General features: G+C 63.3%; 14 protein-coding genes. 12 read left to right on the top strand and 2 right to left on the bottom strand.

Going from position 1 to position 14,576, the window contains the following annotated elements; all coding sequences use genetic code 11:
* Positions 1–43: 43 nt before the first annotated feature.
* A complete protein-coding gene (locus tag ACYAR8_RS00140; RefSeq protein WP_463578689.1) occupies positions 44–694 on the top strand; it encodes a TetR/AcrR family transcriptional regulator in 651 nt (216 codons plus the stop codon).
* Between the two features lie 16 nt (positions 695–710).
* On the opposite strand, the gene ACYAR8_RS00145 is transcribed toward ACYAR8_RS00140, so the two are convergent.
* Together ACYAR8_RS00145 and ACYAR8_RS00150 are read right to left on the bottom strand one after the other, a co-directional pair.
* Positions 711–3,380, bottom strand: a complete 2,670-nt coding sequence (locus ACYAR8_RS00145; RefSeq protein ID WP_425438835.1) for a beta-glucosidase — start codon at positions 3,378–3,380, stop codon at positions 711–713.
* A gap of 71 nt (positions 3,381–3,451) precedes the next feature.
* A complete protein-coding gene (locus ACYAR8_RS00150; protein WP_074883835.1) occupies positions 3,452–3,691 on the bottom strand; it encodes a hypothetical protein in 240 nt (79 codons plus the stop codon).
* Positions 3,692–4,306: 615 nt separating this feature from the next.
* Here ACYAR8_RS00150 and gspE point away from each other — a divergent pair.
* The 11 genes from gspE to gspD are packed head-to-tail and all read left to right on the top strand — an operon-like array spanning position 4,307 to position 14,459.
* Entirely contained in the window at positions 4,307–6,025 is a 1,719-nt protein-coding gene (gene gspE, locus ACYAR8_RS00155) for a type II secretion system ATPase GspE (protein ID WP_463578690.1), read from the top strand.
* A 1-nt stretch (position 6,026) separates the two neighbouring features.
* Positions 6,027–7,241 (top strand): type II secretion system inner membrane protein GspF, encoded by a 1,215-nt coding sequence (gspF, locus tag ACYAR8_RS00160; RefSeq protein WP_463578691.1) that lies wholly within the window; start codon positions 6,027–6,029, stop codon positions 7,239–7,241.
* 33 nt (positions 7,242–7,274) lie between these two features.
* Positions 7,275–7,703 carry a type II secretion system major pseudopilin GspG gene (gspG, locus tag ACYAR8_RS00165; protein WP_463578692.1) on the top strand — a complete coding sequence of 143 codons (429 nt, stop codon included), beginning with the start codon at positions 7,275–7,277 and terminating at the stop codon, positions 7,701–7,703.
* 9 nt (positions 7,704–7,712) lie between these two features.
* The gene (locus ACYAR8_RS00170; protein ID WP_463578693.1) at positions 7,713–8,162 is read left to right on the top strand and encodes a prepilin-type N-terminal cleavage/methylation domain-containing protein; all 450 of its coding nucleotides are present in this window, start codon (positions 7,713–7,715) and stop codon (positions 8,160–8,162) included.
* The gene (locus tag ACYAR8_RS00175; protein WP_463578694.1) at positions 8,159–8,539 is read left to right on the top strand and encodes a PulJ/GspJ family protein; all 381 of its coding nucleotides are present in this window, start codon (positions 8,159–8,161) and stop codon (positions 8,537–8,539) included. The genes ACYAR8_RS00170 and ACYAR8_RS00175 overlap by 4 nt, the downstream gene beginning before the upstream one ends.
* Positions 8,536–9,180 (top strand): prepilin-type N-terminal cleavage/methylation domain-containing protein, encoded by a 645-nt coding sequence (locus ACYAR8_RS00180; RefSeq protein WP_463578695.1) that lies wholly within the window; start codon positions 8,536–8,538, stop codon positions 9,178–9,180. Before ACYAR8_RS00175 ends, ACYAR8_RS00180 begins: the two co-directional genes overlap by 4 nt.
* Entirely contained in the window at positions 9,177–9,899 is a 723-nt protein-coding gene (locus tag ACYAR8_RS00185) for a type II secretion system protein GspK (protein WP_108119291.1), read from the top strand. The genes ACYAR8_RS00180 and ACYAR8_RS00185 overlap by 4 nt, the downstream gene beginning before the upstream one ends.
* Complete coding sequence (locus ACYAR8_RS00190) at positions 9,896–10,945, top strand: PilN domain-containing protein (RefSeq protein WP_463578696.1); 1,050 nt, start codon at positions 9,896–9,898, stop codon at positions 10,943–10,945. Before ACYAR8_RS00185 ends, ACYAR8_RS00190 begins: the two co-directional genes overlap by 4 nt.
* A complete protein-coding gene (gene gspM, locus ACYAR8_RS00195) occupies positions 10,935–11,588 on the top strand; it encodes a type II secretion system protein GspM (protein WP_463578971.1) in 654 nt (217 codons plus the stop codon). Before ACYAR8_RS00190 ends, gspM begins: the two co-directional genes overlap by 11 nt.
* Positions 11,585–12,121 carry a hypothetical protein gene (locus ACYAR8_RS00200; RefSeq protein ID WP_463578697.1) on the top strand — a complete coding sequence of 179 codons (537 nt, stop codon included), beginning with the start codon at positions 11,585–11,587 and terminating at the stop codon, positions 12,119–12,121. The genes gspM and ACYAR8_RS00200 overlap by 4 nt, the downstream gene beginning before the upstream one ends.
* The gene (gene gspD, locus ACYAR8_RS00205; protein WP_463578698.1) at positions 12,105–14,459 is read left to right on the top strand and encodes a type II secretion system secretin GspD; all 2,355 of its coding nucleotides are present in this window, start codon (positions 12,105–12,107) and stop codon (positions 14,457–14,459) included. The genes ACYAR8_RS00200 and gspD overlap by 17 nt, the downstream gene beginning before the upstream one ends.
* Positions 14,460–14,576 lie beyond the last annotated feature (117 nt).

A 14,576-nucleotide genomic window follows, 5' to 3' on the forward strand; every position in this document is an offset into this window, starting at 1 on the left:
CGCGCTCGGTCAGGCTTTATCCGAATCAACGAGACAAGGTTTTATGACAGACGACGAATCAGGGAATGACTCGCCCGAGGCGGCCTCGCCAAAACGGCGTCGTGCGCCGAAAGGTGAAATGCGTCGTGCCGCCTTGCTTGATGCGGCAACAGTGATCTTCGCCCGCAATGGTTACTCCAGTGCCTCGATGAAAGATGTCGCGCAGCTCGCCGGCATCACTACCGTCGGCCTGCTGCATCACTTTCCGAACAAGGAAGCGCTGCTCAATGCGCTGCTGGAGCGCCGGGATCAGCGGGTGGTGTCGCGGTTCAGCGAACTGACCATGGAGATGACGCTGGAGGGGTTCGTGCGTTTTCTGAAGCAAAGCATGAGCTTCAGTGTGGAGAGTGCTGCGGAGTGCCAGGCGGCGATGGTGCTGAACACCGAGAGTCTTTCGAATCTGCATCCGGCGTTCAATTGGTACAAGGAGCGCTTTCACATCACCCATCATCACGCCCAGGGCCACCTGAAAGCGCTGATTGAGGCGAAGGAGATTCGTGAGGACATTCAGACGAGCGCGTTGGCTCAGGAGATCTTTTCGGTGATGGATGGCTTGCAGATCCAGTGGCTGCGGGCACCCGATGAAGTCGATGTGATGGCGGTATTCGATGTTTATCTACAGCGGCTGAAGGCGGATATTCAAGCTCGTCCCTGAGCTTGAATCCTGCGGCTTAGTAGGTCTGTGCGGCGCTGACCTGTACTGCTTTGCGCAGTGGAGACGGCAGCGGGTTGCTGTCGCGCGTGGTCAGGTGTTCCGGGAAGAGCGTGATCAAGGTGCGATCCAGCGGCAGGTCTTCGGAATCAGGCCCTACGAGGATCTTGAACTTGCCGGCGTCCACATCCCAGCTGTCGGTCTTCTCGACGTAGTACGCCAGGGAGCGCGAATCGATCGGAATGCTCACCGTCTTGCTTTCGCCCGGTTGCAGGTAAACCTTGGTGAAGCCCTTCAACTCCTTCTCAGGACGGTCAACCGCAGGGTTTGCAGGGTGAACGTACAGCTGCGCGACCTCGAAACCGGCCTGGGAGCCGCTGTTGGTGACGGTGAATTTCACGTCAACCGTGCTGCCCGGCGCCATCACGTTGGTCGACAGCTTCAGGTCGCTGTAGTCGAACGTGGTGTAGGACAGGCCATAGCCGAACGGATACAGCGGCTTGGCGTGCTTCTTGTCATAACCGCGATAGCCCAGGTAGATGCCTTCGCTGTAGTTCATTTCGGTCAGCGCGTTGTCACCCAGGTACTGCTTGGGATCGGAGTACGACGGGTAGCTCGGGTTGTCCTCGATCTTCTTGTCGATGGTGATCGGCAATTTGCCCGACGGGTTGACCTTGCCGTAGAGAATCTCGGCCAGGGCTTGACCGCCTTGCTGACCCGGGAACCAGGCGTGCAGGCTGGCGCCTACCTTGTTCGCCCACGGCTGCATGTCCAGCGCGCCGCCGCTGTGCAAGACCACCACGGTGTTGGGGTTGGCCTTGGTGGCGTAGGTGATCAGGTCGGACTGATACTCGGGCAGTGCGTAGTCGTGGTCGTTGGACTCGCCTTCGTACTCGAAATTGGTACCGGCGGCGATGACCACGGCATCGTACTTCGAGAGATCCTTCGGCGGACGCAAGGACGCCCAGCTCATCTGAACGCCTGCCATGCCGCCCAGTACTGGAGTGAAGTTGCCTTGCAGGCGACGGTATTCCAGCTTGACCGTGTATTCCTTTCCGGCTTGCAACTTCGCGGTTTTGCCGGAAGTGACCAGTGCGTTGATCAGGTCGAAGGACTTCTCGGTGCCGTCGTTTTCCAGCACCAGCTCGTCGTTGACCCACAACTTGAACGCACCGTCGGCACGCACTTTGAAGACCTGCTCACCGGAAATGGTTGGCTTGATTTTCGAAGTGAAGCGTGCGGAGAACGCGCCTGGCGTGGTGTTGAAGCCAGACACCGCAGTGACGCCGCTATCGGTGGTGTTGGTGTTGGTGGTCCAGCTCAGATTGACGCCCGGTTCGACGCGGGTCGTGGCAGGAGAACCGGCCAGCTCGGTGTTGGAGAAGTACTCGGCCTTCACACCCGTGTTGCTGATGCCGTTCTGCCCGGTGCTCGGCTGATACCAGACGGACGCCTTGGGATTGAGGCTCATCTCTCTCAGGTATTCGACGTTCGCGCCGTTCGAAGCCAGCTGCTGCAGACCGCTGAGTTCGGTGACGTAGGTGTTCGGCGGCGAGTTAGGCGTGCCGAATGGCGAAGTCGGCGGCTGCAGGGCCAAGTCGCCAATCACAGCAATCTTCGCATCGCGTGCCAGCGGCAGCAGGGGCTTGCCCGCCGAGGTCTTCTCGTTGCGCAGCAGGACAATGGATTCCCGCGCCATGTTCAGCGCTGCGCGTTGGCCGTATTCAGGGTGATCAAGGGTTTGCGCCTTGTTCAGTTGCTTGTCGAAGCCGTAGCTCACCAGCGCGCGCAGGTTGCGCTTGACCTTGTCGTCGATGACGTTCTGGGTCAGCTGACCGCTCCAGAGGTAAGGCAGCAGCTTGGCTTCGGTGAATTGCAGGCCTGACGGCATGTCGATGTCAGTACCGGCCCAGGCGCCTTTGAACGCATCCTGCACCGAGTTGAAGTCGCTCATAACGTTGCCTTGATAGCCCCATTCACCCTTGAGCACTTCGGTCAGGAAATGATGGTTTTCACAGGCGTAATCGCCGTTGATCTTGTTGTAGCCACACATGATCGAGGCGACGTTGGCGTTCTTCACCAGCGATTCGAAACCCGGCAGATACAGCTCACGCAAGGTGCGCTCGTCGGCCTTGATGTTGACGTAGTGACGGTTGGCTTCCTGCTCGTTGGCCAGGAAATGCTTGCCCGCTGCCTGAATGCCCTGGGCCTGGATGCCGTTGGCGATGGCCGGGCCCATGACTGCGCCGAGGAACGGGTCCTCGCCACTGACGTATTCGGCGGAGCGACCGCCAAACGGTGTGCGGTACAGGTTGACGCCCGGGGAGAGCATTTGCTGACCGCCGGAGATCCGCGTTTCGTAACCGATCGCCAGACCGAATTCCTTGGCGCGGTTGATGCTCCAGGTCGCGGCCAGGGCAGACTGCGCCGGGTATTGCGCGCCGAACGTGGCGTTGTTGACGTGCACACCCATCGACGAGTCGTAGGCGATGGTGCCTTCCATGCCCCACTTGGGCAGGCGAGGAATCATGTGGCCGTCGTCAACCCGGGTGAAGTTGATCTTTTCCGAGATGTTCATGTTGTCGAGCACCGCGCCAACGCGGGCTTCAACCTCGTTGCCGGTCATCGGCGTGGCGGCGTGAACGAGGGTGGCCTGGGCGACGCTGATGGCCAGCAGGCTCAACGCCATGGTCTGTTTGAAAGCTGACAAGGGCAACGTCCTCGTGGGCAGGTGGCAGTTCGTGATGTCGTGGCGGTCGGTCATGGCTTTTGCACCAGTACCGGCGCATCACCGGTGTCGACGGGAGCATCAAGCACCGCAGAGGAGGTCTTGGTGGTCGGCACGGCTACCTTGTCGACGCCAGAAAGCTGGTCGCGCTGTTTTTCAACCTGGGCGCGAACGGTTTCTGCAGAAGTTGCGTTTTGACTGGACGTAGAGTCCGCCGCAACAGCAGCAAAACTGCAGGCGCCGAAAAGCACGACGCTGCAAACAGACAGCATGGGTCTATTCATCGATTGTTTCTCGATTGATGGGGTGTGGAAATTAAATGAACGCGCAAACCCGCCCAGAGGGGAACAGGACGAACGTTAAGTCCGGGGAATCTACTGATTAGTTCAGCGTTTGCAAGATTATTTTTTAATTAGACGAGCGGTGATCGAAAAGGCACGTGTAGCGCGGCCTTGTAGCGGTGGTTGGTACTGATGGGTGAGCGGCTAGATGCTGTTTAACGCAATAATTCACCGATAACACCGCAATGAACGGCGGACTAGGCCCATGAAAATGAGTTTTCATCTATTTTAATTGCGATGTCGAAAACCTAATTGCTATTAGGTTTAGCTTGCTGGTAAGCTCTCTCCGCGCTGAGGAATCCTCGACCAATCAGACGACTGCATAGCCGCCTTAGTTGTCGACGCACACTCGCCAGCTTTGGCGGTTAATAGCATTCCGTGGTTCGCTAATAAGCCGTTAGATGCACTAAGGTTAAACGTCACCTGCACGACAGTCGTGGGATTAATTGCCCACGGCTTATAACGCGTGGGCGCTATTAAACAGTCAGGCTCCGTTATTAGTTAATCAACTCCACACGCCGTTATCCATCCAGACCTGTAGCCACCATGCCGCTCAGCCCGCTCGACGCCAGACAACTGAAGATTCCGGACGCCGAGCAGGTCTGCGCCTGGCTGTCGACGAACGCCGGGCTGAAGACGCTCGATCTGGAGCGGGCGCGGCGCTTGATGGCCGAGTCCGAAGGCGCCGGGCTGCTGGCCTTGCTGACCCGCCTGGGGCTGGTCTCGGAAACCGAGATGGCCCGGGCCTGGGCAGCGCTGCTGCAGACGCCGCTTCTGACACTCGACGCAGCGGCCGACATGCTCGATCCGTTGCCGGCCTTGACCGAGCGCTTCATGCGGCATTTCCAGGTCGTGCCCCTGGCGTGGCGTGAAGACGGTCTGCACGTGGTGTCGGCCAACCCCTGCGAGCCCTATGCGTTTGAAGCCATCGCCTATTGCTGTCAGGTGCCCGTATGGCTGTCGATCGGTTCGCGCAATGACGTCGACACGCTGATCGAGCGCTATTACGGCCAGGGCCGTAGCGCCATTGGTACGCTGATTGAATCCCTCGACGACCACAACGGCTCGCCCGAAGACATCGAACACTTGAAAGACCTGGCCTCGGAAGCGCCGGTAATCCGGCTGGTCAACCTGATCCTGCAGCGGGCCGTCGAGCAGCGCGCTTCGGACATCCACATTGAGCCGTTCGAGAGCCAGCTGAAAGTGCGTTATCGCATCGACGGCGTACTCCACGAAGCCGAAGCGCCGCCGTCCAGCTCGTCGGCTGCCGTGATCTCCCGCCTGAAAATCATGGCGCGCCTCGACATCGCGGAACGGCGCTTGCCCCAGGATGGCCGGATCATGCTGCGGATTCAGGGCAAGGAGCTGGATCTGCGGGTGAGCACGGTGCCTACCAGCTTTGGCGAGTCGGTGGTGATGCGCCTGCTCGACCGGCAGACCATCAACTTCGATTTCCCCAGCCTCGGGTTCGACGGCGAGCGGCTGGATGCCTTTCTGGCGGTGCTCGAACGGCCCCACGGCATTCTGCTGGTGACCGGGCCGACCGGTTCGGGCAAGACCACCACGCTGTACACCGCGCTGTCGCGGCTCAACACCGCCGAACGCAAGATCATCACCGTCGAAGACCCGGTGGAATACCAGCTCGAAGGGATCAACCAGATTCAGGTCAAGCCAGCCATCGGCCTGGACTTCGCCGGGGCGTTGCGCTCCATCGTCCGGCAGGATCCGGACGTAATCATGATCGGCGAGATGCGCGATCTGGAAACCTGCCGCATCGCTATTCAGTCGTCACTGACCGGCCACCTCGTGCTGTCGACGCTGCACACCAACAGCGCGGCGGCGAGTATCACGCGCTTGCTGGACATGGGCGTCGAGAGCTACCTGATTGCCTCGACGGTCAACGGCATTCTCGCCCAGCGCCTGGTGCGCCGTCTGGATCCGCTCACCCGCGAAGCCTTCGAAGCACCCCAGGCGCTGATCGACGAACACGACCTGGAGCGCTTCACCGACGAGCGCCCGATTCTTCTCTACCGCCCGCGCACCGATGCGCCCGGCGGCGGTTATCGGGGCCGCAGTGCAATCACTGAACTGCTGGTGATGAACGAGGAACTGCGCAGCCTGCTGATGAGCCGGGCCGATGCCTCGACGCTGGAGCACGCAGCGCGCCGTGCCGGATTGCGCACCTTGCATGAAGAGGGTTTGCGGCAGGCGGTGGCGGGGATTACCTCTCTCGAAGAAGTCCTGCGCGTGACCCGAGGCGAATGACATGACCCCGTTCAAATACCGCGCGCTGGATGGACAGGGCACTGAACAAAACGGCCTGCTGGACGCCGCCGATCGCGACGCGGCCATCGCCCTGCTGCACAAGCGCGGTTTGATGGTCTTGCAGATCGAGCCTTCGAGCCTGGGGGGCCTGCGTCAGGCTTTGGGCCGCGGCACGTTGAGCGGCGCTGCGCTGATGAGCTTCACCCAGCAGCTGGCGACCCTGCTCGGCGCCGGCCAGCCCCTGGAACGCTCGCTGACCATTCTGCTGCGCCAACCCGGCCAGTCCCGCAATCAGATTCAGACCCGCGCGCTGATCGAGCGCATCCGCGAACAGGTCAAGGCCGGCAAGCCGCTGTCCGTGGCGCTCGAAGAAGAGGGCCGGCAGTTCTCCCCGCTGTTCATCAGCATGGTCCGCGCGGGCGAAGCCGGCGGCGCGCTGGAAAACACCCTGCGCCAGCTCAGCGAATACCTGGAGCGCAGCCAGCTGCTGCGCGGCGAGGTGATCAACGCGCTGATCTACCCGGCGTTTCTGGTGGTCGGCGTGCTCGGCTCCCTGGCGTTGCTGCTCGCTTATGTGGTGCCGCAATTCGTGCCGATCTTCCGCGACCTCGGCGTGCCGATTCCCTTCATCACCCAGGCGATTCTCTGGCTTGGGCAGTTTCTCAGCGACTACGGGCTGATGCTGCTGGCCGGCAGCATTGCGCTGGTCTGGATCATCGCGCTGCGCTCCCGCGATCCCCAACGCCGCTTGCGACGTGACCGGCGCCTGTTGCGCATGCGCGTGATTGGCCCGTTGCTGCAGCGCATCGAAGCGGCCCGGCTGGCGCGGACCCTGGGCACGTTGCTGAGCAATGGCGTGGCGTTGTTGCAGGCGCTGGTCATTGCCCGACAGGTTTGCAGCAATCGGGCGCTGCAGCAGCAGGTCGAGCAGGCCAGTGAGTCGGTCAAAGGCGGCGGCACACTCGCCAGTGCGTTCGGCGAGCAGCCGCTGCTGCCGGACCTGGCCCTGCAAATGATCGAGGTCGGCGAACAGGCCGGCGAACTGGACACCATGTTGCTGAAGGTGGCCGACGTGTTCGATGTCGAGGCCAAACGCGGCATCGACCGCATGCTCGCCGCGCTGGTGCCGACCCTGACCGTGGTCATGGCGGTGCTGGTGGCGGTGATCATGCTGGCCATCATGCTGCCGCTGATGAGCTTGACCAGCAATATCTGAAGCCCGAACCCTTTCAATCAGAGAACCAGACCGATGCGTCGTACTCCGTATACCGCTGCAACCCGCCGCCAGCGCGGCTTCACCCTGCTGGAGATGCTCGCGGTCATCGTGCTGCTGGGCATCGTGGCGACCATCGTCGTGCGCCAGGTCGGCGGCAACGTCGACAAGGGCAAATACGGTGCCGGCAAGGCGCAACTGGCGAGCCTGAGCATGAAGATAGAAAGCTATGGCCTGGACCTGGGTTCGCCGCCGAAAGCCTTGCAGCAACTGGTGGAAAAACCGGCCAACGCTTCAGGCTGGGCCGGGCCGTACGCCAAGCCGTCGGACCTCAAGGACCCCTTCGGTCACGCCTTCGGCTTCCGTTCCCCTGGTGAGCACGGCGCGTTCGACCTGATTTTTTACGGCCAGGACGGCCAGCCCGGCGGCGAAGGCTACAACGCTGACCTGGGCAACTGGGAGTAACCGGCGAGCATGAACGCGCCTGGGCCAAGCCGTGGTTTTACCCTGCTGGAGATGCTGGTGGTCATCGTCTTGATGAGCATCGGCATCGGCGTGGTCGGGTTCGGCTTGCACAAGGGTTTGCAGCAGGCCGCGGATCGCCAGTTGCTTGGGCAAATGGTTCAGGCCCTGCGCACGACCCGCAGCGCGGCGATCATCAGCGGCCAGACTCGCGAGACCTCATTCGATCTCGACCGCCGCACCTTCAAGACCCCCGGCAAACGGCCGCAACAATGGCCCGCCGAGGTCGGCGTGCAGCTGAACACGGCCGCGGATCTAGGGGAGGGCGGGGGCGCAGCGTTCGCGTTCTACCCGGATGGCAGTTCCAGCGGCGGCAATCTGCTGGTGTTCCAGGGCGATCGGCGTTGGCGCATTGATGTTGGCTGGCTGACCGGCAGCGTCAAGAGCCGCGCCTTGCCATGAGTGCCCGCATCGGTCAGTCCGGTTTCACGCTGCTGGAAATGCTCGCCGCGCTGGTGGTCATGGCCCTGTGCAGTGGCGTGCTGCTGATGGGGTTCGGGCAAAGCACGCGCTCGTTGCAGCAGGTCGATCGCGCGGACCGGCTCAGCCAGGCGGCGCGTTCGGTGCTCGATGATCAGGCCGTCGGCGTGTTGCAGCCGGGGCAGAGCAGCGGCGTGACAGACGGCGGCATCCGTTGGGCCATGGGCGTCTCGGCGTTGCCTGCCAACGCTGGCCAGCCACGCTTGTTGCGGGTGGAGCTGACGGTCAGCGAAGGGCGGCGTGAGGCACACTTCAGCACGCTGCGGCTGGTGAATCCAGCGAAGGCGGGCGCCCAGTGAACAATCAACAACGCGGCTTCACCCTGCTGGAAATCATGATCGTGCTGAGCCTGTTGGCGGTGCTGCTGACCCTGATCGGCGGCGCGCTGGTGGGCGCCAACCGCGCGGTGGTCAAGGCCGATCACTACACCTCACGCCTGGATGAACGACGGGCCGCCCAAGGCTTTTTGCGCCAGGCCATCAGTCAGGCGCTGCCGCTGGATCTGGCGGAAAACGACCACTCCGGTGCCGGGCTCTTCGTAGGTTCGGCGCAACGCATGCAGTTTGCCGCGACCTTGCCGGGCAACCTGGGCGGCGGCATTCAGCTGCACACTCTGGAAGTCTCCGGCCCGACAACGGACCGGCGTTTGCAGATCGCTTTCGCCCAAGTCCAGGACAACGTATTGCGCGCGTGGGGTGAGCCTCAGGTGCTGCTTCACGGCGTGGATGGCTTGTCGCTGAGCTATCGCGGCGTGACCCCAAAAGGTGAGGCGACCGGCTGGCTGACTGAGTGGCCGTGGCCCAACCGTTTGCCCCGCGTCGTGCGCGTCGAGGTGCAGATGAACGGCCCGGTGAACTGGCCCGGCGAAGTCATCGCCCTGCGCCTTGATCTGTCCGGCGGGGCTTCCGGTACTGCGCCAGCTGCGGGAGGCGCGGAATGAATCGGCAGCGCGGCGTGGCGCTGTTGTTGGTGCTGTGGGCAGTGGCGACGCTGAGCCTGTTGCTTGGCGGTCTGGCCGGCTGGGTGCAGTTGGAAACTCGCCAGGCGTCATGGCAGCGGCAGCATACCCAGGCGCTGCTGGCGGCCCAGGCCGGCATGAATCTGGCGCTGCAGGCATTGCAGGACACTGATCACAGACCGCGCTGGATCGCCGACGGCCGCGCGGTCCCGCTGGCATTCGACGACGCGCGAATGGTGGTCAGCGTCACCAGCGAACGCGGCAAGCTTGATCTGAATGCGGCCAGCAATGAGGACATCACCCGCGTCGCCCAGGCCTGCGGCGCCGATCGCGACGAGGCGACGCGCCTGGGCCAAGCCCTGCAGGCCCGTCGTAATGGCAGCGCTGCGCCGTTGCGGGTCATCGAAGAGCTGCGCCAGGTGCCAGGCATGACCCAGCGCCTGTACCAGCGCATGGCGCCGGAAGTGACGCTGTGGAGCGGGCTGTCGCGGCCGGACGCTGCATTCGCCTCGCCGTTGCTGCGCAGCGCCTTGAACCTGCCGCAACAGACAGCCACGGGCACCGACCCTGGCAGCGTGCTGAGCATCGACAGCCAGGCACAACTGCGGGGTGGCGTCATCGCCCGGCTTCAGACCACCGTTCTACTGTCCCCATCGGAGGGTAACGCTCAGCCGTATCGGGTGCTGCGTTGGCAAGAATGAATTCACTCCTATCAGTCCCTGCGCCGCTTCAGGCGTACCTGGCTAACGTTGAACGGCGCTGGCAGGGCAGCGCGGCGCAACGGTTCTGGCAGCTCTGGCTGGCGGAATTGCACGGTTGCGTACCGGCGCGTTTGCGTCACCGCTTCAGCACCCCGATAACCGTGCAGACCCACCGCTGGCCGATCACGATGTCCGGCCCCGTAGTGCAGGCCGGCGCCCGCCAGGTGCTGATGCTGCCGACCACTCTGGTGATGATTCATCGCCTGCACTTGCCGACCGCAGCCGCGCGGGATCTGACCGCTGTGGTCGGCTATGAACTGGACAAGTACACCCCGTATCCCCGCGATCAATTGCTTTATGTCGTGCGCCAGGGCGGACGCAGCGCGGGCAGGTTGCAGATCACCCTGATCGCCATCCTCCGCGAGCGCATGCACGCGATTCTGGCTGAGTGCGCCGCCCAGGGCCTGACGCCGCAACGGGTGGACGTCTGCGCAGCGGACGGCACGCCGTTGGGGATCGATCTGCTGCCCGAATCCGCGCGTCCGGTGAGCCCGCGTGGTGCCGTGGACCGGCGTCGTGTGCTGGTCGGGTCATGCGCCGTGTTGCTCGTCACGTTGATGGGCCTGTGGCTACACGATCGTCAGCAACGGCTGGAAGGCATGCGCGTCACGGTGCAATCGCAGAGAGGCGAGGTGGCGCAGGTTCAACACCTGCGTCAGCAACTGACCAACACCCTCGGCGCCGCCGACTACCTGACCCGTCACAAGGCAGCGCGCCCGACCATGGCTGCGCTGATGAGTCAACTGACCGCCTGCCTGCCCGACGACACCTGGCTGGAGCAACTGGAAATCGACGCTGACGACGTGTCGTTTTCCGGGCAGAGCGTGCGCGCCAGTGCCCTGATCAACCACTTGAAAGACTGCCCCAGCCTGGAAAATCCGCAGTTTCAGGGCGTCATCCAGCCCGACGCCGACAGCGGCAAAGAGCGCTTTTCCCTGCACGCACGCTTGCATCGGGAGGTCGCCGATGCGCCGAATGCCCCGTGAGCTGACAACACGAGCCCTGACACCCCGTGAACGTCGCGGCGCGGCATTGATCGTCCTCGCCCTGGTGATCAGCGCAGGCTACTGGCTGCTCTTCGACAGCTGGTTCGCCGGCCCGCTGCGGGACATGGGTGAAGAGGTCGAGCAGCTCAGGTCTCAACAACAGCGCTACGCTGGCCTTGTGCAACAGCGCGAAAGTCTGAGCGCAGCGCTGGCAAGCGCCGAGCAGGACCCGGCCAGCAGCGCGAGCCTGTTGACCGGCGAAGACCCGAGTGCGGTTGCCGCCGATCTCATGCAGCACGTCGCGGACGTCATCACGGCCCAAGGCGCGAAAGGCCCAGGTTGCACGCTCACTCAACGCATGCCGATCACCCCGGAGCAGGATGGCAGCGAGCCGTTCCGCCAGGTCAAGGTCAGCGTCACCCTGGAGTGCGCCATCGAGCCGTTGATGGCGGTGTTGCACGGGCTGGAATATCAGCGACCGTTGCTGTTCATCGATCACATGAGCGTGCGTCGCGCGAGCAATGCGCCGGGCAAAGGCGGGGCAGGACGACTGACTGTGCAACTGCTGATTCGCGGCTATCTGCAGCCGGTTGCCGTCAAGGCATCTACCGATCAAACCGACCCCGCGCAGGCCGCCCCATGACGCGCTTCCCGCTCACACTCGAGCGCGTGCTGATGGCCGTCGCCCTCGTACTGCTGGCGCTGATCGCCCTGGTGCTCACCGGCACCTGGCAGTCGGCGGACTGGCTGCCTGCCGAACCGAATCATCGCCCGGCCGTCGTGGCAAGAACGCCGACATTACCGCGCGTGGAATTGCCCAGCCTGGCCAGCGCCTGGCAGACCCCGCTGTTCAGCGTCGACCGCCGTCCGGACCTGCAACAAGCAGCTCAGCAGGCAGCGTCGAGTCTCAGCGGGTTGACCCTGACCGGTGTGCTGCTCGACGGCACGGTGCAGCTGGCATTCATCAAACCGGCCACCGGCCCGGCGCTGAAAGTCCGCCTCAACGGGCCGTTGCCCAACGGCTGGACCCTGCGCGCCATCAGCCCGACGAGTGCCACGTTTGGCCTCGGCGACCGCACCGAAACCCTGACTGTCCGGCGTCTGCGATTGCCTGCGCTGTCGACCCCACCACCGCTTTCCTTTTCCCGTGAAGACCTCCATGAACCTGCCCCGTAATCCTTACCTGCGCCGTGCCTCTAGCACGAAACCCGTCGCCACGCTGCGTTCGCCCTTGCTGTGCCTGGCCGCCGCCGTCGCCTTGAGCGGCTGCACCACCGCGCCGACGACCCTTGAGCCGGACAACGGCATGCTGCGCGAGGCGCTGGATGGAACCGGCACCCAGCGGCGGCCGGTCGACCCGCGTAGCGAGCAACTGCCGGTCCAGGCACAAGCCAGTGCCGCGGACAGCTCGACGGCGACTACCGGCACCCGGCAGATCATCCGGGGCACCCAGCGCTTCGTGAAAACACCGGCGCCGACAGCCGCAACGCCCCGGGCGCCGGAAGGCGACATCGTCTTCAATTTCGCCAACCAGCCCATCGAAGCGGTGGTCAACAGCATCCTCGGCGACATGCTTCACGAGAGCTACACCATTGCCCAAGGGGTGAAGGGCGAGGTGAGTTTCTCCACGTCCCGGCCAGTCAACCAGCAGCAGGCACTGTCGATTCTGGAGACACTGCTGTCATGGACCGACAACGCGATGATTCGTCAGGGCAATCGCTACGTCATCCTCCCGGCCAGCCAGGCAATTGCCGGCAAGCTGGTGCCGGAGATGGCCGTGGCCCAACCGTCTGCCGGGTTGTCGGCGCGGCTGTTCCCGCTGCGCTACATCTCCGCCACGGAAATGCAGAAACTGCTCAAGCCGTTTGCCCGGGAGAACGCGTTCCTGCTGGTGGACCCGGCCCGCAATGTGCTGAGCCTGGCGGGCACCACTGAAGAGCTGGCGAACTATCAGCAGACCATCGACACCTTTGACGTCGACTGGCTCAAGGGCATGTCGGTGGGCGTGTTCGGTTTGCAACGGGCCTCGGTCAGCGAGCTGATGCCGGAGCTGCAGAAGCTGTTCGGACCGGACAGTGGCATGCCGTTGGCCGGGATGGTGCGGTTCCTGCCCATCGAGCGGACCAACTCGGTGGTGGCGTTTTCTTCCCAACCCGAATACCTGAACGAGGTGGGCACGTGGATTCGCACCATTGACGAAGGCGGCGGCAACGAGCCGCAGCTGTACGTGTACGACGTGCGCAACATGAAGGCCACGGATCTGGCGAAATACCTCAAGCAGATCTACGGCACGGGCGCGGTACAAGAGGAGAGTGCTGCGAAGGTTGCGCCAGGATTGCGCACGCGCTCGATGTCGTCGCTGACAGGCGGTACGTCCGGTGGCATATCCAATGGTCTCGGCTCCGGCACGGGGACAGGTTCCGGCATGGGCTTGAACAGCAGCGGCCAGGGCGGCATGTCCCAAAGCGGGCTTCAAAGCGCGGCAGCTTCGGACGACGAGCAGGAACAAGACGCGGACGCCAGCAGTGACGGCGGTTCCGACGACAGCACATCATCGGCTACTTCTGCCTCGGGTAATGGGCAGAGAGGCCTTGATTCGACCACCCGCATCTCGGCGCAGAAAAGCAGCAACCAGCTGCTGGTGCGCACGCGCCCGGCGCAGTGGAAGGAGATCGAAGCAGCGATCAAACGTCTGGACAACGCGCCGCTGCAAGTGCAGATCGAAACGCGGATTCTCGAAGTCAAGCTGACCGGCGAGCTGGATCAGGGGGTTCAGTGGTACCTCGGACGCCTGGCCGGCAATTCCACCAGCACCACCGTCGCCAACACTGCCGGCAGTCAAGGTGCGCTGGGTGGCGGCGGGGCGGGTCTGGGCGCGACAGATTCGCTGTTCTACTCCTTCGTCAGCACCAACCTGCAAGTGGCCATTCATGCCCTGGAAACCAACGGCCGCACCCAGGTGCTGTCGGCGCCGTCGCTGGTGGTGATGAACAACGAAAACGCGCAGATTCAGGTCGGCGACAACATCCCCATCAGTCAGACGACGGTCAACACCGGTGTCTCGAACACCACCCTCAGCAGCGTCGAGTACCTGCAGACCGGCGTGATCCTCAATGTCGTGCCGCGCATTAATCCGGGCGGGCTGGTGTATATGGACATTCAGCAGCAGGTCAGCGACGCCGACGGCACGGTGACGGTGAACGGCAACCCGCGCATTTCGACGCGCTCGGTGTCGACCCAGGTCGCGGCGCAAAGCGGACAGACCGTGTTGCTCGGCGGGCTGATCAAGCAGGACAACAGCGAGAGCGTCAGCGCCGTGCCGTATCTCGGCCGGGTGCCTGGGCTGGGCTGGCTGTTCGGCAATCGCAGCAAATCCAGGGACCGCACCGAGTTGCTGGTGCTGATCACGCCGCGGGTCATCAACAGCAGCAGCCAGGCGCGTCAGGTCACCGACGATTATCGTCAGCAGATGCAGTTGTTGAACGGCGCCGGCGCGCCACAAGCCCTGCGCTAGAGGCTCGCGAGCGAGTAACAATGTTTTCCGGGGTGGGAGGTGTGGGCGCTAATATGGACAGGACGCGTGCGAACGGACGGCTCGAACAGTCCGCTTTCGCCCACTCCTCACACGGGC

The sequence above is a fragment of the Pseudomonas sp. HP_01 genome, assembly GCF_055284355.1.